This window comes from Dyadobacter psychrotolerans (assembly GCF_004349265.1).
Classification (GTDB): Bacteria; Bacteroidota; Bacteroidia; order Cytophagales; family Spirosomataceae; genus Dyadobacter; species Dyadobacter psychrotolerans.
The window spans coordinates 167,086-193,645 of record NZ_SMFL01000010.1; the positions used below are offsets into that span (position 1 = coordinate 167,086).

The 26,560-nt window shown below is 42.7% G+C and carries 17 protein-coding genes; 6 read left to right on the forward strand and 11 right to left on the reverse strand.

Features of this window, described 5'->3' with window-relative positions; genetic code table 11:
* Positions 1 to 159: 159 nt before the first annotated feature.
* Both E0F88_RS23695 and E0F88_RS23700 read right to left on the reverse strand, forming a co-directional pair.
* Positions 160 to 2,097, reverse strand: coding sequence for a DUF3857 domain-containing transglutaminase family protein (locus tag E0F88_RS23695; RefSeq protein WP_131960766.1), 1,938 nt, complete (start codon positions 2,095 to 2,097; stop codon positions 160 to 162).
* A 12-nt stretch (positions 2,098 to 2,109) separates the two neighbouring features.
* Positions 2,110 to 4,173 carry a DUF3858 domain-containing protein gene (locus E0F88_RS23700; RefSeq protein ID WP_131960767.1) on the reverse strand — a complete coding sequence of 688 codons (2,064 nt, stop codon included), beginning with the start codon at positions 4,171 to 4,173 and terminating at the stop codon, positions 2,110 to 2,112.
* 185 nt (positions 4,174 to 4,358) lie between these two features.
* Here E0F88_RS23700 and E0F88_RS23705 point away from each other — a divergent pair, with 185 nt between their 5' ends.
* From E0F88_RS23705 to E0F88_RS23720, 4 genes are all read left to right on the forward strand, one after another.
* Positions 4,359 to 5,450 carry a Gfo/Idh/MocA family protein gene (locus tag E0F88_RS23705; RefSeq protein ID WP_131960768.1) on the forward strand — a complete coding sequence of 364 codons (1,092 nt, stop codon included), beginning with the start codon at positions 4,359 to 4,361 and terminating at the stop codon, positions 5,448 to 5,450.
* 438 nt (positions 5,451 to 5,888) lie between these two features.
* Complete coding sequence (locus tag E0F88_RS23710; RefSeq protein ID WP_229213889.1) at positions 5,889 to 9,149, forward strand: SusC/RagA family TonB-linked outer membrane protein; 3,261 nt, start codon at positions 5,889 to 5,891, stop codon at positions 9,147 to 9,149.
* 36 nt (positions 9,150 to 9,185) lie between these two features.
* Entirely contained in the window at positions 9,186 to 10,754 is a 1,569-nt protein-coding gene (locus tag E0F88_RS23715; RefSeq protein WP_131960769.1) for a RagB/SusD family nutrient uptake outer membrane protein, read from the forward strand.
* Positions 10,755 to 10,892: 138 nt separating this feature from the next.
* A complete protein-coding gene (locus tag E0F88_RS23720) occupies positions 10,893 to 12,956 on the forward strand; it encodes a T9SS type A sorting domain-containing protein (protein WP_131960770.1) in 2,064 nt (687 codons plus the stop codon).
* Positions 12,957 to 13,039: 83 nt separating this feature from the next.
* On the opposite strand, the gene E0F88_RS23725 is transcribed toward E0F88_RS23720, so the two are convergent.
* The 9 genes from E0F88_RS23725 to E0F88_RS23765 form a co-directional block, all read right to left on the reverse strand.
* The gene (locus E0F88_RS23725; RefSeq protein ID WP_131960771.1) at positions 13,040 to 13,819 is read right to left on the reverse strand and encodes a TIGR00266 family protein; all 780 of its coding nucleotides are present in this window, start codon (positions 13,817 to 13,819) and stop codon (positions 13,040 to 13,042) included.
* A 62-nt stretch (positions 13,820 to 13,881) separates the two neighbouring features.
* Positions 13,882 to 14,133, reverse strand: a complete 252-nt coding sequence (locus tag E0F88_RS23730) for a hypothetical protein (RefSeq protein ID WP_131960772.1) — start codon at positions 14,131 to 14,133, stop codon at positions 13,882 to 13,884.
* 138 nt (positions 14,134 to 14,271) lie between these two features.
* Entirely contained in the window at positions 14,272 to 15,822 is a 1,551-nt protein-coding gene (gltX, locus tag E0F88_RS23735) for a glutamate--tRNA ligase (protein ID WP_131960773.1), read from the reverse strand.
* Between the two features lie 143 nt (positions 15,823 to 15,965).
* Entirely contained in the window at positions 15,966 to 16,334 is a 369-nt protein-coding gene (locus E0F88_RS23740) for a Rid family detoxifying hydrolase (RefSeq protein ID WP_131960774.1), read from the reverse strand.
* 116 nt (positions 16,335 to 16,450) lie between these two features.
* A complete protein-coding gene (locus tag E0F88_RS23745) occupies positions 16,451 to 16,969 on the reverse strand; it encodes an acyl-CoA thioesterase (RefSeq protein ID WP_131960775.1) in 519 nt (172 codons plus the stop codon).
* A gap of 50 nt (positions 16,970 to 17,019) precedes the next feature.
* Entirely contained in the window at positions 17,020 to 17,868 is an 849-nt protein-coding gene (locus E0F88_RS23750; RefSeq protein WP_131960776.1) for an outer membrane beta-barrel protein, read from the reverse strand.
* Between the two features lie 180 nt (positions 17,869 to 18,048).
* Positions 18,049 to 18,744, reverse strand: a complete 696-nt coding sequence (locus tag E0F88_RS23755; RefSeq protein ID WP_131960777.1) for a head GIN domain-containing protein — start codon at positions 18,742 to 18,744, stop codon at positions 18,049 to 18,051.
* A gap of 96 nt (positions 18,745 to 18,840) precedes the next feature.
* Positions 18,841 to 21,375: a PspC domain-containing protein gene (locus E0F88_RS23760; RefSeq protein ID WP_131960778.1), complete on the reverse strand. Its 2,535-nt coding sequence runs from the start codon at positions 21,373 to 21,375 to the stop codon at positions 18,841 to 18,843.
* A gap of 29 nt (positions 21,376 to 21,404) precedes the next feature.
* The gene (locus E0F88_RS23765; protein WP_131960779.1) at positions 21,405 to 21,770 is read right to left on the reverse strand and encodes a PadR family transcriptional regulator; all 366 of its coding nucleotides are present in this window, start codon (positions 21,768 to 21,770) and stop codon (positions 21,405 to 21,407) included.
* A 234-nt stretch (positions 21,771 to 22,004) separates the two neighbouring features.
* Here E0F88_RS23765 and E0F88_RS23770 point away from each other — a divergent pair, with 234 nt between their 5' ends.
* On the forward strand, positions 22,005 to 22,520 hold the full coding sequence (locus E0F88_RS23770; RefSeq protein WP_229213890.1) for a dihydrofolate reductase: 516 nt from the start codon (positions 22,005 to 22,007) through the stop codon (positions 22,518 to 22,520).
* A complete protein-coding gene (gene porU2 / locus E0F88_RS33785) occupies positions 22,495 to 26,478 on the forward strand; it encodes a putative type IX secretion system sortase PorU2 (protein WP_229213891.1) in 3,984 nt (1,327 codons plus the stop codon). The genes E0F88_RS23770 and porU2 overlap by 26 nt, the downstream gene beginning before the upstream one ends.
* The last annotated feature ends 82 nt before the right edge of the window (positions 26,479 to 26,560 follow it).

A 26,560-nucleotide genomic window follows, 5' to 3' on the forward strand; every position in this document is an offset into this window, starting at 1 on the left:
GGATATGCAGGAAACATTTCGTGTTTTAATCAATTATATACAGATTTTAACATAAATGAATTTTCACCCCCTTATAAAACAAATGACATATATAAGTCAGGAACACAGACTTTATATATGCCATTTACCAAAATTGCAATAAAATATTTGGAATCGGGATTATTCCTTGTTTGCTACAAACACTACCTGAGCGCGGTCTGCCTTCCTAACTTTTTTCAAAAACTCGATCCAGGCAGTATAATCTTTGGCGGGATAGCGCCCGCCGTTTAATACAACTTTCCTTGAACAAAGCAGCTGATCGCCTGTAAAAGCAGTTTTTGTCTCAAAACTTCCAAAAATAGACTTAACCTGAACTGCCGGCAGAAGCGACTCCGGCTTATAACCGGGCGGAATTGTATAAGCAATCGTGTCAAGATCGGTAAAGTCGTATTCAGAGGGCGGCAGATAAAAATCTGTGTTTCGTTCGGTAATAGCCGGCATTTCAAATGGCCTGCTGAGCAAACTTGTTTTTACAAACAAGCGTGTCCCGGTCTTAGTAGCACAGTTACGGACATTCAAATTTAACTTTTCGGTAACCGACGGCTCTTCGTCTTTTCCCTCGGTAAGCTCAAAGCGTTCGAGGTCGAGACTGGGCAGATTGATGTGACTGATAATCCATTTTTTCTGAGCTTCCCCGCTGCTGTTGTGCAGAATACTTGTTCTAGATTCCTGCTGCAAGCCCGTGTATAAGGTATGCACCTGTATCTTACCGTCGCCGGTTGCTTCGAGTTTTACGTCAGCACGGCTTTTACGCAGATTGTGATGCGATCTGTAATCCGGCGTTGTTATCAGCTTTCCTCCTTTTGGCATTACAAGTAAGGCAGGGCGCCCACCTGTGAACGTTCCCATAAAATTGGCAGGTGTAGTCTGGCTTGTACATTCGAGCCAGATGGTATCTTTTTCAGCGATAGCGCAGGCAATGACGTGATTGAACTGGCTGCTGGGAAAATCCGGTTTGATCTTCACTTCTTCCCCGGCTTTGATCAGCGCTGCATAACACGGAATGCCAACCTGCCGGAGTGCCGCCAACGTGAAGTTTGTCAAAGCTTTGCAGTCTCCATAACCTTTGTTTGCTACCGTCGCCGCATCAATGGTTTGCCAGCCACCAATGCCCAACTGAATACTTACGTACCGGGACCTGCCCTGCATCCACTTATAAACAAGTAAAATCTTTTCCCTGTCGGACTTCGCATTTTTTACTAATTCCTGAATTTCTGCCTGCGTTGCCGCCGGAAGCAGATCCCGTCCTGCATTAAGTGTATAATAAAACTTACTCAAGTCCTCCCAGCTCGTAAAACTTCCCTGATAATCCTGGATTTCAAAATCAGAAGGAGCTGTAAGAATCATCATAGCTGACTCAATCAATGGTAAAGGGTAAGAATCTGTCGTTTTAACAGCTGGCCTGTTATCGATTTTCCAAATATACAAATCCGATCCATCCGCGTCTTTGCTCTTCACAACTGCAGGCGCTTCATTATATCCTTTATACCTGAATTGAAAACCTGCGGGCATTTTTACCATGTAAGTACAATGCTCAACCGATGATTCCGAATTCTGTGCTACCATCCATCTTGGATAAAACATCATGTTACGGTCACGGATGTCGTAGCTGTACTCAATAGTGTACGGATAGGCATAACTTTTCCTGCCAAAATCAGCAGTCTTAACTCTGGCATCTGTGATATCATCTCCGCCTGCACCATAGCCGTAATCTTCGATGTCTGCGTTTTTTAGCCTTTTTATTACCTTTCCCGTTGCATCGTATAGGTTACCGCTGATGTCGGTAATTTTGGTAAACTTATCGTAGCGGACCATTAATTGGCTATGTCTTTCCTCTCCTTTCTCATTCAGGATAGTAACTACCAATCGATTATGTTGCTTTGCTTCTCCTTTTGAAATAATTTCCCAATAACTTTCATCCAGCCTGATCACTGCGTTGGCTTCTGTGAGTAGTGTAGAATTTATTTTGGATACACTAAAATCTTCCTGGCTAAAAACGGGAAAACTGAATAAACAACAAACCAGTAAAAACAGGTTTTTAAAAGTAAATGTTTTCATGACAGGTAGTAATCAGTTGACTTTTTTCTTAATAACCAGCGGCTGCGCGTGCTTCTGGACAACTCTTTCGAAGAACTCTTTGAGATCGTGGTATTCCTCTGCCATGAAGTGGACCTTATTTACGATAATCGTACTATTTACCTGGATCACATTTCCGGTTTGAGATACCTGATAGGCAAATCGGCCTCCCTTTTCAGGAAGGGCAATCACCTCCGATTTAGGAATTTCTTCCAGCGCATATCCGTCAGGCAGTTTGAAACTACCTATATATGAAGAGGAAATCCCGCTCCCAAAGTCAAGCGGGTAAATTCTCTCACTGGACTTTAAGGGGTTAGTACCCCATCGTCCTACCAAAAGCGGATTAAAATAAAACAGCCCTTCCGAAACATTATCATCCTCGTAGCTAAAATCACAGGCGATATTTACAGTTCCTTTCAAATCACCATCCTTATTTTTGATAGCGATGTTCTTTACCTCCCATTCCGGAAGCTCCTTTTTCAGATTTTCATGATAAACACTTTCCTTTTCAATACCATACTTTTCGCGCCAGCTTAAAGCCTCATATCCACCGTAAGATATTGTATAACTTCCTTTAACTGTACCTTCCTCCGGATTAATCTCCGCACTGATCATTTCAAGTTTGCTTTTCGAATCCCTGGGAAGAAGTTCGATAAAACGCCCGGGACCTTTTTTGGGAATGAGGCGACCAGATCCATTCAAAGCATATTCAGGAAGCAATCCCATTCTGGCATAGGGCTGCGTGGCGTCCAGCAGATATTCCTTTTCACCAATTTTAACATGGGTGACTACGTAATTAAAACTTTCCATAAGAGGAATCGCCTGATGAATTTTACCATTCGACCTGGTGCTGAGGATTACGGGATTGCTATCCAGATCAAGTTCGCGGAGCAGAGTGGTCAGGGAAAGATTAATATCACTCGCATTACCCTTTTTATTGTCATAAGCCTTTTTCACTCCTTCCTTTGAACCCGTACCTGTATACCCATCCCATTTTGTATGGTTCTGTATATGTGTATAGGCGAGTGCAAGCCGCTCTTCCGGATCATTGGTCTTCTTGATAATCTCTTCTTTTATTTCTTTTAAGTAACCCGACTTTCTTAATTCTCCTCCAAACCAGGGCATCTGGTCGAGCGTTCTGTCCACATTTTCCCAGGTTTGGGAGTAACGCTTGATAACCTCCCCGGGAATTGCATAACTGGATAGTTCGAATTCGATTTTAGAAAGATAATCCCTGGCTGTTGTTATATAAGGTTCATTGACAAATGCAGGAGCATCCTTTACAACAAAGCGATAAGCCATCCCGTCTCCGTTAAATTTGCTGTGTCCAACATCGGTATTTACCCGCTCATGTTTGTTGATAAATAGCGGCAGATAACCTCCCATCGTCATTTTGTATTCGAGAAAAGCAGGAATATTTATACGAAATTCACTCCATTTAAACGGAATGGAACCCTGGAAGGTCCAGGTTTCAGGTTTGTCGCGAACGCTAAGCGGCGTCTTTTTGGTATAAGAATACTCAATTACCGACCCTTTTTTAACATTTGGCAAATTAAATTTCATTGTCCAGTATGTATCCGACGACTTTTCATCTTTCACCGACTTTTTGTCAAGCGGCGTCGTAACGATCTGGTTTGCTTCCAGGTTGTGGGTAAATCCTTTCAGATCATAAATCCGTTCTTTTTTATCGGCAGAGGGGCCATCGTAATAGGAAAGAGAAACAGACGCCCTGTCGAGCGCCGATTCCTTTAAAATCTTGATTCTTGCCCAGCAGTCCATGATCATAACCAGCCCCTGGTGATCATCATAGGAGAACCGCACGTTTCCATAATCATAAAGATAAACGGCATCAGCTGTACTGTCGCCGGGATAGGCAACCATGTCCAGTGAAGGGCGATCGATGAAACCAAGTTTGGGTTTGAAATCTTCCTGGGAAAAAGCCAGGAACGAAACATTGAGTAGCAAAATCAGCACAAAAGCTGTCCTGATAACACGGAATAGTCCATGCGGTTTTGTAATAACAAGCATTGATAGATGTGAAGGGGTAAATTTGTGCATAATTGCATGTTTATTTTGAATTTTAAAAATTTATTTGTCACCGATCATAGATTAAATTTTCGTCAGAAAAGACCATCCGGTGAAAACGGATTATAATTCTTATTTTTGACACGAAATTGAAGACAGCTTTGTTGAGCTTATATCATTCCTAATAACCCAAAATCATTACAATTACCAATTACTTTATGTCATCTTCATTAAATGAAAATCCACTTCGCGTACTGGTTGTCGGCTGTGGTAACATGGGAGCATCCCACGCTTTTGCCTATCAATTACTGGACGAATTTGAAATTTGCGGAATCGTATCAACGGGAAAAAGCAAAGACGTTTTGAATGAAAAACTCGGAGGCGGATACAGCCTTTTCAGTGATTATGAAACTGCATTAAAGGAAACGAAACCGGATGCAGTATGTATTTCAACATATCCGGATACACACGAAGAATTTGCGATTCTTGCTTTACAAAGCGGAGCGCATGTATTTATAGAGAAACCACTGGCTGCTACGGTTGAAGGGGCAAAGAATGTAGTTGCTGCTGCGAAAGAAGCAGGAAAACAAGTGGTGGTTGGCTACATTTTGCGTCACCATCCTTCGTGGGAACGCTTTGTTGCAGAAGCACAAAACCTTGGAAAACCGCTGGTCATGCGCATGAACCTGAACCAGCAAAGCCATGGATATATGTGGGGCGTGCACCGTAACCTAATGAAAAGCCTGAGCCCGATCGTGGACTGCGGCGTACATTATATAGACGTAATGTGCCAGATGACGCGTTCGAAACCCCTTCGTGTAAATGCAATCGGTGCGCGTTTGACAGAAGATATCCCGGCAGGAAATTACAATTACGGTCAGCTTCAGATCTGGTTTGAAGACGGTTCGGTTGGCTGGTACGAAGCAGGGTGGGGACCGATGATCAGTGAAACTGCATTTTTTGTAAAAGATGTGATCGGACCAAAAGGATCTGTATCCATTGTAGCAAAAGATGCCGGAGCAACCGGCAAATCAGCATCAGTTGAGGCCCATACAAAAACAGAGTCCATCCGTGTTCACCATGCTGCACTGAACGAAAAAGATGAATTCGTACAGGAGGATTCATGGATTAACCTGGAAGACGAGCCGGATCATCAGGAACTTTGCAACCGCGAACAGCGCTTTTTCCTGAAAGCCATTCTCGAAAACACAGATTTAACAGACCACTTACAGGATGCTGTAACCAGTCTGCAGATCGCTTTTGCATGTGACGAATCAGTTCGGACCGGAAGAACGGTGGATTTGGAATAAAAGCATATTACCTTATATAAAAAAGCTCTGTAGGTTTGAAACTTGCAGGGCTTTTTTTGCACATATACAATACCCGAGTTTTTAATTTTTTTTAAGATTAAAAAGTGATTTTCATTTTTGCAAACGTTTGCAATGTTATCTTTATGTTAAAGTGCATTAAATAATGAAAATATTAATGTTATTTGGCACCAGATTACTTCACAGCCTTGAACTGATATCCTAAATATTCAAGTTTCAGGCCCCACCCTCAGATTTTATTATCATCAAAAATTCACAATAAGATTTAATTATACCAAAAATCGAATTGCACTTTTTGATTATTAACTATAACTAACCATTTAACCTTTTATCTATGATAAAACTTACCAGGTCAATGTAACCTGCGCATCGCAAACTCAATAGATACCAAATTACCAGTTTACCTAACAAATCTAATTAATGAAAAAAATCACTACCTCTCCAGGTATGACCCGAAACAGGGCCGTACTTTCGAAGTGTGTGCCATTCTTCCTGGCACTCATGTGTGCCACACAGGCCGAAGCAAATTTCCGGAATATAACAAGTGGCAATTTCGGCATCAATATTATTGCAGAAAGATCTATTAAGGGCAAAGTAGTTGACAAAAGCAATGGAGAAGGGCTTCCAGGTGTTAACGTTATTGTGAAAGGTACAAGCACCGGAACAACTACCGACGCAGAAGGGAACTACACCATTACAGTTGCTGATGACGGCACAACGCTCGTTTTCAGCTTTGTTGGCTATATCAGCCAGGAGGTTGCCGTTGGAACCAAAAGTGTTGTAGATGTAACGATCGAATCCGATTCAAAAGCCCTTAGCGAAGTGGTGGTAATCGGATACGGTACTGCCAGAAAATCAGATCTAACTGGTTCTGTCGGTTCGGTAAAAGAAGCCGAATTAAGAGAACGTCCTGTTCCTTCATTGAATCAGGCGTTACAGGGAAAAGTTTCCGGAGTACAGGTTAACGTTAATTCAGGACGCCCGGGTGGACGTTCAAACGTACGTATTCGTGGTTTTAGCTCAATTAACTCATCTAATAACCCATTGTATGTGGTGGATGGTGTGATGCTGCCCCAGGGTAATCAGAACCAGTCAAGCCAGGCTATCGACTTTATCAACCCTAACGACATTGTATCGGTTGAAGTTTTAAAAGATGCCTCATCCACAGCCATTTATGGAGCACGAGGCGCAAATGGTGTAATTATGATCACCACCAGGAGAGGTAAATCCGGTGATGGAATCATTACCTATAACCTGGATCTGAGCGTACCAACAGCAGGACCAAAGCGTGCCAAAGTATTGAATGCACAGCAATATCTGGACGTAGAAGATCTTTCTTACAAAAACATGCAGAAGTATGATCCTGCAGGATGGGCAGAGGGAAAATACGCCAGCCATAATCCACAGGTTCGCCGTCAACAATTGCAGGATAAGTATCCTGAAATTTTCACGGTTACCACCAATCCTGACGGCACCAAAAAATTTGCCCCTAACTATGATACAAACTGGTTTGATGAAGCCACACAAAACAGAGTTTCTCAAAACCATCAGCTTGGATTTAGCGGAGGTAATAATAAAACAACCTACTCGCTTTCACTTGGCTACCGCGATGACCAGGGTTTGATCAAAACATCTTATCTGAAGCGTTATTCGTCCCGATTCAGTATTGATGATCAGGTAAAAAAATGGCTGCGGATCGGCGGAACGCTTAGCTATAATAATCAGGCTGAAAATCTGGTCGATATCAATGACGCGGTTCCACGCCAGATGGTTGAAGATTTTCCGTTTCTTCCTGTAAAATACAAGGATGGTGTTTATGCCAACAACCGCGATTATCCCGGAGCAGAGGGAGCGTTTAGCTCCGTTCACCGCCTGATGGGACGTAAATACAACCTGAATACTCAAACAACGCTCGGTAGCCTTTATGGCAACGTAACTCTCGCAAAAGGCCTTGAACTGCGATCGGTTTTGGGAATTAATGTAATTAACCAGGACATAAATCAATCTCAGACACGCTCCCTCACTCCGAATGAATTGGGAACAGCGAGAAAAGAAAACAGAAAAGAAACGTTCTGGTCATGGGAAAACTATTTAACTTATAATAAAACGGTCGGAATTCATTCTTTTAATGTTCTTGCGGGTATATCCTGGCAAGAAACCAATATCTCAACTTCCGGGGTTGGATCTCAAAATTTCGCAACGGATTACTTTGGATATGATAACCTTGGCGCAGGAGCAACGCTTCCTTCATCAAATCCTTACGTATCGGGAGCGTCACGATTTGCATTTAATTCCTACTTTGGACGTATTAATTATACACTGCTGGAAAAATACCTTTTCACAGTGACTGGCCGTGCGGACGGTTCATCCAAATTCGGTCGGGACCATAAATTTGCATTCTTCCCATCTGCTGCATTTGCATGGAAAGTATCGGATGAGGAATTCCTGAAAAACAATACACTTATTTCCAATCTTAAGCTACGCACAAGCTACGGTGTGACTGGTAACTCTGAAATTCCTCCGTATTCTTCTTTGCCTCTTTTAAGTTCTACTTATGCAAGTGTATTTAGTGAATCAAGAGTGAGTGGAACGGGTATCAGCGTTTTACCAAACCCGGATCTGAGATGGGAAAAAACGGCTCAGACAGATGCCGGACTGGAAATCAGCTTTTTGAAAGGAAGAATAAATCTGGAAGCTGATTATTATTACAGAAAAACCACTGACATGCTTCTGGACGCACCCGTGCCCCGCACAAGTGGTTATGCTACCATCCGCAAGAACGTAGGTTCGATGGAAAACAAAGGATTTGAATTTGGCTTGAACACTGTAAATATTGAAAATTCAAAATTCTCCTGGAATACCAGTTTCAATATTTCATTTAACCGTAACAAAGTATTGTCACTGGCTACACCGTCAGATATTTTTGGTGTGGGTGGCCCTTCTATCACAAACCAAACAAGTATTATTCGGATCGGCGAACCTGTTGGCGCATTCTGGGGACTTACCCGGCTGGGAACATGGTCGGAAGCTGAAAGGGATGAAGCGGCCAGATTCACAAGCTACCGTGGTAACCTGAAAATGCTTCCGGGCGATATTAAGTATAAAGATGTGAATGGTGATGGAGCTATCACAGATGCGGATCGCAGCATTATCGGAAATGGCAGCCCGAAAGGTTGGGGAACCCTGGCAAACACAATACGATACGGAAATTTTGACCTTACGTTTGACATGCAATTTTCTTACGGAAATGACCTGATGGATATGAACCTGCACGCCAGTGAAGACCGTGTATCACTTGCTAACAGTTATGCCACCGTATTGGGAGCCTGGACACCAACCAACCAAAACTCACAAATAGCTGAGCTGCGCGATACCAAAGCGGGATATGTAACCAATGTAGATACACACTGGATCTTTGACGGATCATTTATCCGCGGACGTAACCTGCTTCTGGGATACTCGTTCCCGTCGGAACTGGCGAGCAAGTTGAAAATGAGCAAATTGAGAGTTTATTTATCTGCTCAAAACTTCTTCCTGATCAGCAAGTATCCTCATGGCGATCCTGAACAAACACCTATTCGTGGTAACTTTGACACGGAAAATGTATTCTCACAAGGTATGATCTGGCACGGATACCCACGACCAACGACTTACACGGCTGGTTTGCAGATTGCATTCTAAAAGGTCAGACTCATTGAACATTAAATGACATTGAAAATGAAACTATTTAATAGAAAAAATCTTACAAAAATACTCTTGTGCGGAGCTGTGCTTCTTGGTCCTTCCAGTTGCAGCGACTTTCTGGATGAGAAAAACCCTTCTGCTTTACAGCCGGATGACTTTTTTACACTTCCCGATCATGCACAATCCGTTGTAAATGCAACCTATGCCGGCTTGCGATTCTATGGTGAAGGAGCGGGTATTTTTTCGGCCAACTGGCAATTGCTGGAAGCCGTAACTGGTACTGCAACTACTCAGACAGGTCAAAACTCTGATCTGAACAACCTGTATTCGCTGACCTACGACGGCAATACAGGCCATGTAAACAACTGGTGGAATGGACTTTACCGGATCATTGCAAATGCTAATTTGGGTATTGAAAAGATACCCGGCATTACTTTCCCGGCAGCAGATGAACCAGTGAAAAAAAGATTAATTGGTGAAGCCCGATTTCTCAGAGCCTGGGCCTACTTTTATGTTGTGCGTATGTGGGGAGATGCTCCGCTGGTCACAAAGCCACAGACAACCGAATCAGCAGACTTTAGCCCTTCCAGAACGTCACAGGAAGAAATCTACAAACTTATCGTAGAAGACCTTATTGCGGCAGAAGCGGCAGGGTTACCGGCAACTGCAACTACGGGACGAGCTACACAAATGGCAGCGAAATCACTGTTGGCGAAAGTTTATCTCACTATGGCAGGGTTTCCGCTGAGCAAAGGTGCCTCGCATTATAAGCTAGCGGCAGACAAGGCACTGGAAGTAATTACGTATTCAAAAGCAAATTCAAGTACACTGGGTTTGTTCCCTACTTACAGAGAGCTGCATCAGGAAACCCTGAAAAACCGTGTTGAGCATATATTCCAGATTCAGTACAACAGTTCGGTGGCCCAGTTTCCTTTAAATGACTTCTTCCCGAACTTTAAGCCTGTAACTTACTCAGGTCCCAGCGGAACCGGAAGTACGGTTCCAACCACGTCATTTTACAATTCTTACGATGACAAAGACCTGAGAAAGAAAAATCAGGATGGCTGGTTCTATACTTCCTATTACACCAACGGGACCGGGGCCGAATTTCAGCTGGAAGCCCCTTATGTGTTTAAATACTTTAACATTGCAGCACTGGGCGGGCCGGGCATTACACCTACCAGATTAAACAATCTGAATGTAAACCTGATCCGTTACGCAGAAGTTCTGTTGATTTATGCAGAAGCTCAGAATGAAGTTGGACTGAATCAGGAAGCTTACGATGCCTTTAAACGCATTCGTGACCGTGCACAGCTAACTACACCAGCACTGGGAACTTACACCCAGGCAACATTCCGCGAAGCAGTATGGAAAGAGCGATGGTATGAATTCGCCTATGAAGGTATTACCTGGTTTGACATGGTTCGTCTAAGAAAAGTTTTCAATGAAAAGACCAAGGGTTTTGATAATTTCATTGGGCATCTCAACCTGAACGTAGGAGCCGGAGTCGAGTTAAAAGAAAAACATCTGTTGTTTCCGCTTGGTATTCAGGAAATGCTGAATAACCCTAATCTGAAACCTCAGAATCCGGGTTACAATTAATTGATTTAAGTTTGCTTTAAAGAGCCGGTTGCCGATCAAAAACGGGACCGGCTCTTTGCTTTATTAAAAAACCTGACATTTTTCCCTGCCAAATAACTTAACTTCATAAAACCACCGAGAAAGATAACCCGATGCCGCATGGTAAAAAAGATTTTAAGACATCGTTTCCATTTTGTCAGGGAGTTGTTTTTTTTCAAAACGACCATCTTTACACTGTTTATCCTCAATCCGGCTGTAAGTCAACCGCATGCACAGCTTATCATTACCAGTCCGCTAAACAATCAGGTTCAACAGCGTAACAATCTGGGCGTTGCATCCATTTCTATCACAGCATATTCTTACTTTCCATATTCCAAAGTTGAAGCCCAACTACTACCCGAAGAAGGTAACAAACATCCAAAAGTCGAATGGGTTTTTGACCAGCAGCAAATTCAACAAGGTTTTTTAAATACTACAATTCAGGCAAAAACCGGTTGGTATAAACTAAAATTACGTGGCTATGCAGCCAACGGAATCACCGACACTGCAATCGTATCCCGCGTAGGTGTAGGAGAAGTTTTCTTAGTAGCGGGAAACTCTAACGCCATGGGAATCCCGGGACTTGGATCTAAAAATGCATCAGGAAATGTCGTTGCCTTTAATGCAACCAACAAAATGCTGAATCAGGAAATTATCACAGTCGCTCCGGATGAACCTATGCAGCTTCCGAAATTTACTCCGGTTATTTCTGATAACTTAATTTTCCCGTCCGGTGAAGCTTCCTGGTATTGGGGCGAACTGGGAGATTTGCTTTTCAAAAAAATGAATACCCCTGTTTTATTTCTAAATGCAGCCTGGGCTGCCGCCAATTCTGAAAATTACAGGGACGCGGCTTCCGGGAAGGATGCCTATAATTTATACGTCGGGAAAAACTGGCCCAACCGGCAACCCTACACCAATCTCATCAACACCATACGATATTTCAATTCATGGCTCGGAGCCAGGGCTGTATTGTGGTCACATGGTGAAAACGACGGTCAGCTGGGATTTACCGAGGACAACTATTTCAACAATATTAAAACGCTGATTGAAAACAGCAGACGGGATTCGGGATATGATCTGCCTTGGTTCATTGCAAGAAATTCGGTTAGTTATACCTCTGATCGTCCTTACCAGCCGGTTATCAATGCACAAAACCAGCTTTCCATTTTAAAAAATCTAAACACTTTTCCAGGACCAAATCTCGACACCATTCAGGTTCCCCGGCCCGGACACGGGCATTTTGAAAACATCAAAGGCGGAACGCAGGGTTTATCATTGGCAGCCGCAGCCTGGAACCGTACCTTAACCGACTCAGTATTTCAAAAAGTCATTCCGTTTGAACCAAAAACCGTTATTTATACAGGTATTGTTCCCTCCGCTTTAAAACCCGGAGCAAGTTTTTTACTTCCATTTCGTGTTAGCGGATCCAACGATTCACCGGCTGAGATACATGCAGAATTACTAAATGAAGAAGGGAAATTTGTTGAAACAGTAGGCATTGGAAATGAAAGTCCGCTAAGCGTAACTCTCCCTGAAAATATCAAAAATGGAATATATAAACTCAGGGTTGTCGGTAGGCGTCCCATCTTAGCAGGCAGCAGGTCAACCGAATTTTATGTAGATAAATCTTTATCGGAAAATGACTTTATCCATCACATCTCAGCACGCCTTATGGGTCAGCAGATTGTGATTTCCTGGCTGATGGCTGCAAATCCTGAACTAACACAAATGGTTTTGCAGAAGACAACCGATGGTGAAACCTATTCTGACCTGCAAACAGTAGCGGCCATAAACAATCAGAATGATTCTCGTCTTTATTACTTTTCTGATTTAAATGCAGATGAAAGTACCATCTTTTATCGGATACGTTTGGAGCACCAAAATGGAAAGATATCACATTCTCCTGTTGTTACTGTTTTTCAAAAAGGAGCACCGCCACGTTTTATTGTTTTTCCAAATCCGGTTGTCAAAGAGTTCTACCTGCGATCCGATGAAGCAGAACCGATCTTAAAATGCAATTTGTTTGATGTTTTGGGGCGTGAACATCCCGTACTTACAAATCAACGCGAAGTAATCGGTGTGACTACGGCAAGACCGGTTTATGAACTTCCTGCCGGAAACTACTTCCTTAGGATTGTCAGTCAAACAGGTGTAAGCACACAGACTGTTCTGTTTCGGTGAAGCAATTAGACTGACTTAAAAAAGTAAAAGAGGCAAGCACAAAGCACTTACCTCTTTCAAAAACTATATAAAACTGAACCTTATTAATCTTCAAACAAATTGCCCAATCCTCCGATGATCGAGCCGCTTTCTTTTCTGGAGTTCGGGCCGCCTATCGACAAGCGCTGAATCAGTTTGGATATCGGCATAGACTGTATCCAGCAACGTCCGGTGCCCTTAAGCGTTGCCAGGAACATTCCTTCACCGCCAAAAACCATCGATTTCAAACCACCTGAACGTTGAATATCAAAACTCAGTGATTGCTCAAAAGCAACAACACAACCCGTGTCAACCCTAAGTGTTTCGTTATTCAGCTGACGTTCCATCACCACACCACCGGCATGAACGAAGATCATTCCATCGCCTTTCAGTTTTTGCAGGATAAAACCTTCACCACCAAATAAGCCTGAACCAAAGCGCTGGTTGAAGTGGATTTTCATACTTGTTCCCATTGCAGCACAAAGAAATCCATCCTTCTGAACAATCAGTTCGTTACCGTAGATTTTGGAAAGGTCAACCGGCATGATCGTTCCCGGATAGGGCGCTGAAAAAGCTACCTTTCTCTTACCAACACCATGATTTGTAAAATGCGTCATAAACAGTGACTCACCGGTAAGTACCCGCGTTCCAGCCTGAAATATTTTACCCATGATACTTTGGTTAGGCTCAGAACCGTCGCCCATTTTGGTCTGGAACTGAATTCCGTCTTCCATATAAAGCATAGCTCCGGCCTCAGCGATGACCGTTTCGTTAGGATCCAGTTCAACTTCAACGACCTGAATATCGTCGCCGATAATTTTGTAATCAATCTCGTGTGAAATCATTTCAAATTTTAAGGTTTATTGTTTTACAAGTTTGAATCAGAACTGGTATCCGTCAGCAATTGTCACTCCTCTTCTTCCTCGCCGGTTGCTTTTGGCTTTACCTTACGGGTTTTCCGGCCCGGTATGTCCTCACGGTCGCGAAGCTTTTTATCGTCTACATTTTTATTTAAAAATGCATTAATACGATCCATATCAAAACTGGTAGAGATTTCACCAAACGAATTGATCTGAATGTCGAACCCTTCCAGGTCTTTATGCACTCTTGGCTTTTCGTTAACCGGTTTAGCCGCATCGGTTTGTTTTTTCTTCGCCATACATTTTTGGGCTTTCGGCCCGGTCAGAACTGCTTTTCGATTGCCTGACCAAACCTGGTAAATAAAAATTTACTGTAACGAAAGTATACAACCAGCGGCCGTATATCAAATCAAATTGATCAAACGGTATATTTAAAACTATGCCAGGCGAATTTGGGCAGGTAAGCGGTTAAGGGCATTATTCAGCCTGTTCACAACTTCTTCCTTACCTAAAATTTCCATGATCACCATCAGATCCGGACCAGCTCCCGCGCCAGTTACTGCCAGACGCAAAGCCTGCATGATCTTACCCATTTTAATGCCGAGCAATTCCATCGTCGAAGAAAGTGTTGCTTTGATTTGATCCGCTACAAAATCTCCTTCAAACGCTTCCAAAGCATCTTTAAAACCAGAAATACCGTTTACCGCCTCTTCATTCCATTTTTTTACAACAACATCCTGATCGTAAATCTCGGGAGCATTAAAAAGGAATACCGATTCATCTGCGATTTCCTTTACAAAATGAACACGGTCTTTAAGCAGGTGAACGATCTGTGCTACCTGCTCATCACTTACATTAATTCCCTTAGCTGCAAAAAATGGCTTTACTTCCTCCGCAATCACCGTATCATCTTTCAGTTTCAGGTATTGCTGATTAAACCAGTTCGCTTTCTGAATGTCAAAACGCGCGCCGGCTTTATGTACACGATCAAAACTAAATGATTTGATCAGGTCATCCATACTGAATATTTCCTGCTCCGTGCCGGCATTCCATCCAAGCAGGGCAAGAAAGTTTGCTGTTGCTTCCGGAGAATACCCTTCTTCACGGAAACCCTTAGCCTTATCACCTGTTTTCGGATCGGTCCATTCCAATGGGAAAATAGGAAATCCACCCAGATCAGCATCACGTTTTGACAACTTACCGTTTCCATCTGGTTTCAAAAGCAGCGGAAGATGGGCAAATTGCGGCATGGTGTTTTCCCAGCCAAAATAACGATAAAGCAAAACATGCAGCGGAGCCGAAGGAAGCCATTCTTCACCACGGATCACATGCGTAATTCCCATCAAATGGTCATCGACGATGTTGGCCAAATGATAAGTAGGCATTCCGTCCGATTTCAGCAGAACCTTATCATCGATCTGCGACGAATGAACAACCACCCATCCGCGAATCAGGTCATTGAAACGAATATCCTCTTTCGGCATGATTTTCATCCGGATTACATAAGGTTCCCCGCTTTCCAGTCTTGCCTTTGTTTCTTCCGCAGAAAGCGTCAGCGAATTTTTCATCTCCTGGCGTGTGATGGCATTGTACTGCACCGCAGCCACTTTTGCCTCTTCCAGGCGCTTACGCATGATTTCAAGATCTTCTGCTGTATCAAAAGCGTAGTATGCTTTACCTTCGCTAACAAGTCTTTCAGCATATTCGCGATACATTTCCTTTCTTTCCGACTGGCGGTAAGGTGCATGCGGCCCGCCGGTTTGCGGCCCTTCATCTATTGTAATTCCCAGCCATTCAAGTGCTTCCAGGATGTATGCTTCTGCACCGGGAACGTACCTGTTCTGATCTGTATCTTCAATACGAAGCAGCATTTGTCCGCCTTGCTGACGGGCAAAAAGATAATTATATAAAGCCGTACGGACACCACCTGCATGAAGCGGACCCGTTGGACTGGGGGCGAATCTCACCCGAACTGGTAACTTATTCATTATTTGAACATTAACTTATTTAATTTGTCAGGAATTGTCATAATTTGTCAGGGGTTGTCATTTGTTGTTCATCACAAGTAAAGACTAAACCTAACCACATCATGACAACACTTGACTATCACCTGACTACCCTTGGCTATTCCCTACTCCACCGCAATCACCGAAATTTCAACATTCACATCCTTCGGAAGACGGGCTACCTGAACAGTTTCACGTGCAGGCGGTTCGCTCTTAAAAAAAGAACCATAAATTTCGTTCACTGCTGCAAAGTCATTCATATCTTTTAGGAAAATACTGGATTTTACCACATTGCCAAAGCTAAGTCCGGCTGCACCCAGAATGTGACCAATGTTTTGCATTACGACACCAGCTTCTGCCTTGATATCACCAGATTGCGCCAGTTCCGCTGCGATTTGACCGGAAACATATAGTGTTCCGTTCACTTTTACAGCCTGACTGTAAGGTCCGATCGGTGCCGGTGCTTTATCTGAAAAAATAATTTCTTTTGCCATGAAAATATATGATGAGTGAGAGAATGACCGAATGTGCAAAAAAGCGCGTACGATATCATGCTCTGCAGTTATTTAATCCTGCAAAAGTATCAAAAAAATACGGGATGAGGGCTTCCTTATTGCACTTCGAATAATGCTTTTAATTCAGTGGCTTCGGATGGATTCATTCTTCCTGCCAAAACCAGCCTAAGCTGACGGCGACGCAATGCGCTGATAAAAAGCTCATTCTCTTCATCGGATTCCGGTTCCAGGGGCGGAACTTCAATAGGACGTCCGTTCTGGTCTACGGCTACAAAGGTGTAAAAAGCACGATTGGTGCTCACCCGTACCCCTGCTGGGATATCTTCTGCCCACACTTCCAGAAAAACTTCCATGGAAGAATTAAAAGACCGGGTCACTTTTGCCTTCATTGTAACAATGTTTCCCAGCCTGATCGGTTCAGTGAAAGAAACATTGTCGACAGAAGCAGTAACGACAATACGATTTGAATGTTTCTGTGCTGCAATAGCCGCGCAGATGTCCATCCAGTGAAGCAGCCGTCCGCCCATTAGATTGTTTAGCGTATTGGTGTCATTGGGAAGTACCATTTCAGTCATGATGACTTCTGACTGATGCGGATGTTTGGCCTTGAGCATGTTCAATTTATTATTCAGAAAAATATTAAAGGCTTAACCTTCTTAAAAACCTAGAATTTAGGGCAGCGCGTTTTTTTACGTTCAATAGCCTGCATTCTTGTCCCGATCAGATAAGTTGCACGAACCTGAAAGAACGTGTAGATGTCTTTCATATCCCCTACACCACGGTGCCAACCGGCCTCCTTGGGAGTAAGTCCGATTTCAGAAGAACGGTCTGAAAGCTGTCTTGCCAGGTCACTGGGTAACAAATCCGGATTGGGATAAACCGTAGCAACATCGTCGAGATAATCGGAAAACATAAAATTGCTGTTTAATTCGAGCCCGATACTCAGCCGCTCAAACGCCTGAAACGAAATTCCGGCACCTCCGCTTACTGAAAGCGGCAAACGGCTGTACTTCACTCCTTCGGTCGTAAGTGGAGGAAGGCTTACCCAATCACCATTAAAATTGGTTTTTGTATTCAGGAAAGTTGCACTCATACCCAGAAAAAGGTAAGGATTTACTTTCGAGCGGCGGTTAAAGGAAAACAAATCAGCCTGTATACCTAAATTGACATCCGGATTTCGGGAGCGGAATGAAAGATTATCGATTGGAAACTGGGAATACTTTTGATCACCGGATACCTGATAAAAACGAACTTCGCCTCTGGCACTGAAATGCTCGGTAACCCTGTAAAGCGCCCCGACAGAAATCGCCGGACCAAGCCCCAAATGTTTTAAACTTGGTTTATTGTTTAAGTCCCCATAGTAATAGGCAACCCCAAGGCTACCCGTGAGGCTTAGTACACCAAACGGAGGAATGTATTTGCCATTAAACTGTGAACGCTTCTGAGAAAACACATCCTGAGAAAAAATACAAAAGCAAAGTAAAATCAGTAGTATAGATGTATAGCGTATCATTTAAATTCAGATTTCTTCTTATTAAAAATATTTTCAAAATTTCTAAAAGTGAAGAAGAAGGTATATTGTCCGTAAATATATTACTCTTAAAATAATAAGTTGCTTTTCAACAGGATTTCTGGCAAAAGAAAAAGCCGGCATATACCGGCTTTTTCTCTAAACGTACATTTCTATGGTGAATTATTGTCTTTTCACAGAACTAGCTCCGGATGTGCTTGAATGAATATCTTTCGCATTTCCCGAATATCTGATGCTGCTTGCACCGCTTGCTTCGGCATGAATAGAAGTGCTTGCAGCAACCGCCGCACTGCTGGCTCCGGAAGCATCGATATTCACTTCTTTTGCAGGAAAATCTTTCCCTTTAAATGAAGAAGCACCCGAAACTTCACCGTTCAGAACATCACATTGTCCCGTTAGCAACAGCTGTGATGCGCCTGATAAATCCATTGAAACTTTCGTAGCAGCCAGATCCATCGTTACCTGCGAAGCACCTGAAACCTCGATATCCATTGTTTTTACACCTGAAAATCTTTCAACATTTACCTTACTGGCACCTGAAAAATCGACGCCCTGTAAAGCAGGCATGGTAATACTCACAATGACAGTCTTGCGGTTTTTACCCCAGTTTTTATCTTTATATCCAAGTTTCAGAGTTCCGCCTGAAACGTTTGCTTCCAGATCATTCAGGTCTTCGCTTCTGCCCGAAGTTGTTACGCTGTATTTACTTCCTTGTTTTACATCAACTTTAAATGCGCTCCCCATTTCCAGTTTGCTAAAACCGGAAACTGAAAAACTGCGGCTTTCCTGTGCAAAAGCGGTTAGAGATACCATAACAAGCATCAAACCCGAAATTCCTGATAAAAATAGTTTTTTCATGATCTGTCAATTTTTGTGAGTTTTAACAAGGATGTTTATCTATCATCAAAAGTTGCATCCGGAACTGCTTTTATCACAGCTCCGGATGTATTCAGATTATTCTCTTACTTCAATTTTACTTGCACCACTCGTGCTTTTCTTAATATGAACTACTCTTCCAAACTCTGCCTTAGAGGCTCCGGAAGCATCGATATCCACATTTTCGAAGTTCATTGCAGTTGCATCCAGTTTGCAGGCACCTGACAAATCAAAGTTAGCCGACTTGGCATTTCCTGTAAATTTGGCTTTTGATGCACCGGTGAGTTCTACAACCAGTTCGCTTACTCCCACGTTAACTTCCGTTTTAGAAGCACCCGAAACATCAATGTTTAATTTGGACAAACCGGTAAAGCCTGAAATCCGCGCTTTATTTGCTCCTGATAAACTCACACTTTCAATCGTTGGCATTGTGATAATTAACCCGACACGGTTCCAGCTCTTATTGTCGAACAAACTAAAACCTTTCGAGCGTTTTACATGCAGCGTACCATTCTCAACACTCACCTGCAAATCATCCACATCTTCTTCTTCACCATCGGCAGAAACATTAAATTCTGCTCCCTGCCTGATACTGATTGAATAAGCACCGCCCATATCCAGTTTTTGAAAATCACCAACCGGGAATTTTTTAATATAATTTCCGCGCTCTCCCAGATTTAGTTCGCTGTTTTCGTCATCATAATTATATTCTTCACGGTCTTCCTGATTGTCCGAATTATTTTTGCTGATAAATTTCTCAGGTAAATTAATACAAACCAGGCCTGAATCGCGGCGCATCACCCAGCGAAGTGTAGTCCAGTTTACATCATCATCATTTAAGTCATAATTATCAAGATGATGATAGCTGTTATTTCGGTGGGAAACCGAATTCCAGAAACTGCTCGTCATGGCAAACGGCCTGTCATAAGGGATATGCAGTGTTACGTCAATTTCCTGATTACGGAACGGATCACCTTTACCAAACTCAGGTCCTTCGCGAAACAGAAAGACTGAATCTTTAACTTCCGGTTCATATTGCATTTCCGAAGCCAGTTTACCTGCGTCTTCTCTCGTGCGTCCTCTTGAGTATGCTTTTTTCTCTAGTTTAAGACTATCGGTACTGCTGAAACCCGCGAGATAAATATCAACATCCACATTTTCGTCGTCGTCTTCATCATTCTGATCGAGCGTTAATGTACCGTTTGGAACCGGGTAATAGGCTGTGGTAACAAAATCACCTCGTTTTGCAAAGTTGCGTGAGAAGGAAATTCCTTGAACGGTGCTGACGATACTACCTACGATCCAAAGGCCAAGCAGTGTAAGCCACACCGAGCTGCCTACGATTTTTTTGTTTGATAAAAGCGTAAGTCCTAATAAAAGAAAGGTTGCCAAAGGAACTGCTGCTACAAGAAATCCGGATAAAGTCAGGCTTGCAGGTATTTCCTGTAAAATCCGCATAGGAATTGGCATATCTTCAAAAGGCGCCGCATTCGTAAATCCAAGCATAATTCCGCCGGCGATAACCAGGCTAATCAGAGCAAGTGCTGAAACACCTACCAGAAAAATACCAACCAGAATTCTTAAAACAGGTCCTAAACCTTTAAGCAACTTGCCCAGCGCACCGATAATTAACGCAATGGCACGGAAAGGGAAAAGTAAAATTTTGGACAGTGCATTTTCTTCACCTGTTTTTTCATCAAGGTTCAGGCTTTGTTTAATATTCGATTCGATGTTGGACAGTGTTATCGGTTCACCCTGCATTTCCATTTTCTCGGTCAAGGTATGCGCAACCGGCGCGATAATCCACAGCACAATATAAATCAGGAATCCTGTACCAAAGAACAAAATAGAAAGTACCCAAAGGAAACGGACGACACCCAGATCAACCCCGAAATAGGAAGCAACACCGGCAGCTACACCACCCACAACCTTACGATCGGGATCACGATAAAATTTCTTGATTTTGGTATCTTCTTCCAAAGTTGAAGAACCGGGAAAGGCAACCCACATGGCTATATACACCAGCACCATAAAACCTGAAAAGGGTCCAAATTCATCTTCCATGTCCAGGTTAAAAATACCGGAACCGGCAGGAAGACCGATCACTGCAAACAAAAATGCAAGTCTTACCCAAAGCGGATCAATCGTGAAGTAATGTGCCAGACCAGCAGCTACACCACCAGCCAGTTTTCTGCGTAAATCTCTGTAAAGCTTTTTGGGATTTGTGGATTTAAAGTTCTCTGTTTTAGGTGTTTCAAAAGTAGAAGATGTAAATATTTCTTCTCGCGGAGCGCTTTTTGGAGCCGCTGCTGCCAATGGATCTGCGAGGATATCTTCTGCCTGTTCGATGGCTTCAAAATCGGCAACGGTACCCATCGCGGCGATCAGTTCGTCTACATCGGTAAGGGAAATAACCTGTTTGCTTTCCGCTTTTTGTTTGTTCAGGAAACGTTCCGCAATTCTGCCTTCTATATCGGAGAGGATTTCTTTGCTGTCTTCAAAAGAAGAAAAATACTTTTGTATTGCAGAAAGGTAACCTTTCAATTTCTCGTAGCCATCTTCCTCTATATGGAAAATACTGCCACCTATATTTATGCTGATTGTCTTTTTCATGATTGTAATAATCGAATGTCTTTAATTGATCAGTTAGGATTGGATGTGCCGGTTTTGCTTAATTCTTCACTGCGGTGAATAATTGTTTGCACAGAATCAGCCAGTTCAAACCATGTTGCCTGCATTGCATCCAGAAATATCTTCCCCTCATCAGTCAAAACATAGTATTTTCTTGGAGGCCCCGATGAAGATTCCACCCATTTGTAGTCCAGCCAGCCGGAGTTTTTAAGCCGGGTCAACAGCGGGTAAAGCGTACCCTCCACAACCATGATCCGGGCGGATGTCAGTTCATCCAACATATCCGAAGCGTATACTTCGCCTCTGGATATGATGTGCAGAATACAGAATTCCAGGATCCCTTTCCGCATCTGCACTTGGGCATTTTCAATATTCATATTGGGTTCATGTGTTTATTAATGATATAATTTCATGGCTGATAGATAAGATTCTCACTTTCTACGTTACAAAGGTATACACAGGTACTTTGCGATGCAAGGTACCATGTTAATAAATTTTTACAGATTTGATGAGTGGTTGATAATCAGGGTTAACCGGCAAATTTTCGGTGTTGATTTTAAATGTTGCTGAATTGATTTATATTTTGAGAAAATCATCAGTCAACGGACATCATGTTGGATAACCAACCAAAACTTTACCTGATCGCTGCCATGAGCGAAAATCATGTGATTGGAAAGGAAAATCACCTTCCATGGCATTTGCCGGACGAATGGAAACACTTCAAAAAGGTTACAAACGGAAAGCCATTTTTAATGGGCCGAAAAAGTTATGATGCGCCGGACGCGCTGCATTCTACCTACCGGAATGTCATTCTGACCGAACATCCTGAGACGTATCCAAATCCGGAAACACAGTTCGCCACAGACCTTCACACTGCGATGGCGTTACTTCGGGAGGAAAACGAAGTATTTGTATTGGGAGGAGCATCGGTTTTTGTGCAGACATTACCATTGGCCGAAAAGCTCTTCCTGACCATCGTCCACGCAGAAGTTGAAGGAGACGCCTATTTCCCGGAATTTGATTTAAAAGACTGGGATCTGATTTCTTCTGAATTCCATGGCATCGACGAGGACCATAAACACGCCTTTTCGATGAATTTGTATGTCCGGAAGAAACCAGAAATATAAAAGCTTCAATATAAAAAATACCTTTCGGATAAGGAGGGCGGGGATTTGTTTAAGTTTTATACTTTTTGCTTTTATCAGCTCCCGTTTACAATCCCAGCCGTTATTTGGTGACGAATGGATCAATGTCAGCCAGACTTACCTTCGTATCCCAATTACCCAAACCGGGTTTTATAAAATTACCAGCCAGGAATTACGTTCAGCCGGACTGCCGTTGGACAATATTACTGCGGCTTCCATTCAAATGTTCAGGCGTGGAAAAGAACTGGCCATTGAAGTTGAAAGCGACACTTCCGGCATGTCGGGTTTTAACGGCTCGATCGGATTTTACGGTCAGCGAAACGACGGCATGCCGGATTCAGCGTTTTATGTAAAACCGGAAGCGATCCCGCATTTGTATTATAGTCTTTATTCCGACACCGCAGCGTACTTTTTAACCTGGCGGTTGGATGGATTATCTGGCAAAAGAATTGCGAAATCACCAGTTGAAAAATCAACGCAAGCCATCAACTATCACTATGAGGAAACTTCTGCGCTCTTTAACAGTCACTATTCCACTGGTAATTTTTATCCCCTGGGAACCGGTTTTGAAGACGGCACCGCATTGACTGCTTACGACACAGGAGAAGGATGGACAGGCAAAGAGTTAAATTACTCCTGGCAAACCGTTGATATCAATACCTCCAATCTGCTTTCCGAAAACATAGATCAGATTGAAATTGAGCTGGTAATAGTGGGGCGAAAGGCAGGCCAGCACGAAGTTGAAATCCATGCAGGTAATTCCGGCAACCTTGGGCGGCAGATCAACACAATTAAATTCTCTGATTATCAGCCTGTCACATACAGCTTTCATCTGACAAGGGATGATATGGGTAAGGCACTCCAAAACGGCAAACTCGTTTTTTCGGTTTATGCAAAAAAAGGAACGATATCTGTCTCTCATGTTAAATGGAGGTATCCTCAGAAAACAACTTTGACTTCCGCCGGTTCACAGAATATTTTTCATTTTAACAGCGCAAGTGAAAATACATTTTGGGAAATAGGAAATGCTAACGGATGGCGGTTTTATGATTGTTCTGACCCTTACAACCTCCGTAAACTAAATAGTACCGAATCAGGAATTGAAACCACAGGAGCGCGCAGTGTAATTGGCCTGAAAGAAACTTTAAAAGCCGTTTCGCTTAAAACCATACACTTTCAGCCGATCAATACATTACAAACCGACTATCTGATTATTTCCCATCCGTTAGTCCGAAAGCCGGTCGACGATCTGGATCCGGTTGCAGCTTATGCTCTTTACCGGGCCTCGAAGGAAGGAGGCGGCTACAAAACAATTGTGATAAACAGTGAAGAAATTTTTGACCGTTTTAATTATGGAGAGCCGGGTCCTTCGGGTATTCGAAATATGATTAACCGGTTATTTCAAAACGGGAAACTGAAATTTGTATTTATCATCGGCCATTCCATTGATCCGCAAACAGCCCGCAAATTGCGTAATGCAAGATCGGTTGATATGGTCCCCAATGCTGGCTGGCCGGGATCCGATCTGGCTTTGTCGGTGAATTTAAATAAAAATCAACCTTTTGTTCCAATCGTTCCTATTGGCAGGATCAATGCAGAAACGCCTGAACAGGTTTGGACTTATTTACAAAAAGTAAGAGCCATGGAGGCGCAGCCTGTTTCAGCGCCCTGGCGAAAAAATATACTTCATTTAAGCGGCGGACGATCTGCTTCTGAGCGTGTTGATTTTCGCGGTTATGTCAATTCCTTTGAAAAAACAATTTCCAACTCATCTTTGGGAGCCAGTGTGCAAACCCTTTCCAAGCGAAACGATTCAGAAGTAGAACAATTTCCATTGTTTAATTACCTCAATAAAGGATTGGCTCTGATGACACTTTACGGTCATTCAGGAATTGATGTTTCTGATATCGATCTGGGTTATGCCAGCGACGAAAGCCGGAAATATCAGAATGATCCTTTTTATCCCGCCGTCATTGTAAATGGCTGTGCGATAGGAAGTATTTTTTATTCCAATAAAACCATCAGCACCGACTGGATATTTTCTCAAAAGAACGGAGCGGTGCTCTTTCTTGCACATACTTTTAACGGCGTGTCTTCATCTCTTAAACATTATACCGATGCATTTTACGAAGTACTTGCCGACTCCGCTTTTACGAGTGAACCATTTGGCACAATACAAAAGGAAGCAATTCGCAGAAACATGCTGGCATACCCAACTTTGTCTGACGGGATCACCGCCCAGCAAATGAACCTGCATGGCGATCCGGCGATCAGAATATTTCCTGCAAAACTGCCTGATTACACATTCGATTCTACGGCAATCACGATAACTGATGTTTCGGGCAAACAACTCACTTCATGGAGCGATTCAATCAGCATCCGGATTGGCGTTTTAAATAATGGACGGTTTAAAAAAGAAAACTGTAAGCTGACTATTAAAGCTACCGACGCCAGTCTTAATACATTTTCATACCCTTCCCTTTTTGATCCTGTGGTCTTTGCGGATACTTTAATTATCAAAACTAAAAATCCGTTTCGTAATCCAGGCGAATGTTCCATTGCATTCACACTGGACCCGGACAATGCGTTACCAGAGGAAATTGAATCAAATAATAGTTTTGAAAAAAAACTATTAATTCCGCAAGGTGGTGCTTTTCCGCTACTTCCGCCGAATGGTCATAGTACGAGCCAGCGTGAAATTGAATTGATTGCGCAAATACCCTTCGACAGAAATACCAAAACAATCATTTTTGAATGGGATACGGTAAACACGTTTAGTTCTTCTCAAAAAAACACCGCATCGGTAAACAACTTTACAGCCATTCAAAAGATTACTTTTTCTGACAAATCAAAAAAGTTTTTCTGGCGTGTGTACATTCCGGGAGGCGAAAACCGGCCACTGGAAAGCCGTTCTGTTATTTACGATCCGGATTTCCCAAACATAGAAAACCTGCCGGAAGGCATTGCATTTTTGCAGCAGGCGATTCCGCCAGAAATTCAGGAGGGAGAACAGTTTACAGCGAATATTTACTATCAAAATATCAGTAAAACGGCATTCAAGGATTCTGTTGACGTTTTTGTAACACATTCAGGCATTAAAAAAAATGAGCGGTTCAAGATCAAAGGCCCTGCGCTGTCAGCAAATGATGTTTTTGATTTACCACTTAGTTTTTTAACCCTGGGAGAAACCGGAGCACATCAGATTTCGGTAACTTTTAATTCTAAAAAGCTTCCGGAAGAAATTTACACGAACAACCAGATACAATTCTCCTATCAGGTAATTCCTGATAGGATTAAACCCATTCTCCATGTAAGCATTGATGATCGTCTGCTGGCGGATGGCGATTTTGTTTCAGCTGAACCGGTTGTTGGCATACAGCTCATTGACGAAAATAAATTTCTCATCCGAAACGATACGACAGATATTGAAGTATGGCTGACAAAGGACTGTTTAACTTGTAAAGAGCAGAAAATTTCTCTTTCGGAAGCTATCATTCACGCACCTGCTCCCAATGACTTCCGGATATTACTTACTCTTGCAAATTTGCCCCCCGGGAGCTACCGGCTCCGCGTCAAAGCGATGGATCTGAGTGGAAACCAGGTACCGGATTATATTATCAATTTTAATATATCGGATCAGGTTAAACTGATCAATGCAGGCGTCGGACCAAATCCTTCCGGCGACTGGTTTCGGTTTTATGTTGATTTAGAAACAATATTACCTGAAAATGAAATTGTCATCACGGTTTATGATTTGCAGGGAAGAGAATTTAAAAGAATATCGGGTACGTTACATGCAGGCAAAAACGAATGGTTTTGGTTTCCGGAAAATCTTCCCGTAGGAATTTATTTGTACCGAATGGAATTAAAAGGTGGCAATGCCGTTATGTCTTCCGTAGCTATTGAAGGACCGCAGGGAAAATTAATTTGGGTAAGATAATTTTATCGGAACTATTAATTTCGTCCCCTCTTTTAAGCATCTTATTCTGTTACTTTCACGAACCTATTTGACACACTGGTCG

What these genes read in the sequence shown, in the direction of transcription:
- E0F88_RS23700 (WP_131960767.1), bottom strand. Translation starts at nt 4,173, where the DNA reads ATGCACAAATTTACCCCTTCACATCTATCAATGCTTGTTATTACAAAA.
- E0F88_RS23745 (WP_131960775.1), bottom strand. Translation starts at nt 16,969, where the DNA reads ATGCTCAAGGCCAAACATCCGCATCAGTCAGAAGTCATCATGACTGAA.
- E0F88_RS23715 (WP_131960769.1), top strand. Translation starts at nt 9,186, where the DNA reads ATGAAACTATTTAATAGAAAAAATCTTACAAAAATACTCTTGTGCGGA.
- E0F88_RS23725 (WP_131960771.1), bottom strand. Translation starts at nt 13,819, where the DNA reads ATGATTTCACACGAGATTGATTACAAAATTATCGGCGACGATATTCAG.
- gltX (WP_131960773.1), bottom strand. Translation starts at nt 15,822, where the DNA reads ATGAATAAGTTACCAGTTCGGGTGAGATTCGCCCCCAGTCCAACGGGT.
- E0F88_RS23765 (WP_131960779.1), bottom strand. Translation starts at nt 21,770, where the DNA reads ATGAATATTGAAAATGCCCAAGTGCAGATGCGGAAAGGGATCCTGGAA.
- porU2 (WP_229213891.1), top strand. Translation starts at nt 22,495, where the DNA reads ATGTCCGGAAGAAACCAGAAATATAAAAGCTTCAATATAAAAAATACC.
- E0F88_RS23750 (WP_131960776.1), bottom strand. Translation starts at nt 17,868, where the DNA reads ATGATACGCTATACATCTATACTACTGATTTTACTTTGCTTTTGTATT.
- E0F88_RS23770 (WP_229213890.1), top strand. Translation starts at nt 22,005, where the DNA reads ATGTTGGATAACCAACCAAAACTTTACCTGATCGCTGCCATGAGCGAA.
- E0F88_RS23760 (WP_131960778.1), bottom strand. Translation starts at nt 21,375, where the DNA reads ATGAAAAAGACAATCAGCATAAATATAGGTGGCAGTATTTTCCATATA.
- E0F88_RS23705 (WP_131960768.1), top strand. Translation starts at nt 4,359, where the DNA reads ATGTCATCTTCATTAAATGAAAATCCACTTCGCGTACTGGTTGTCGGC.
- E0F88_RS23730 (WP_131960772.1), bottom strand. Translation starts at nt 14,133, where the DNA reads ATGGCGAAGAAAAAACAAACCGATGCGGCTAAACCGGTTAACGAAAAG.
- E0F88_RS23695 (WP_131960766.1), bottom strand. Translation starts at nt 2,097, where the DNA reads ATGAAAACATTTACTTTTAAAAACCTGTTTTTACTGGTTTGTTGTTTA.
- E0F88_RS23740 (WP_131960774.1), bottom strand. Translation starts at nt 16,334, where the DNA reads ATGGCAAAAGAAATTATTTTTTCAGATAAAGCACCGGCACCGATCGGA.
- E0F88_RS23755 (WP_131960777.1), bottom strand. Translation starts at nt 18,744, where the DNA reads ATGAAAAAACTATTTTTATCAGGAATTTCGGGTTTGATGCTTGTTATG.
- E0F88_RS23710 (WP_229213889.1), top strand. Translation starts at nt 5,889, where the DNA reads ATGAAAAAAATCACTACCTCTCCAGGTATGACCCGAAACAGGGCCGTA.
- E0F88_RS23720 (WP_131960770.1), top strand. Translation starts at nt 10,893, where the DNA reads ATGGTAAAAAAGATTTTAAGACATCGTTTCCATTTTGTCAGGGAGTTG.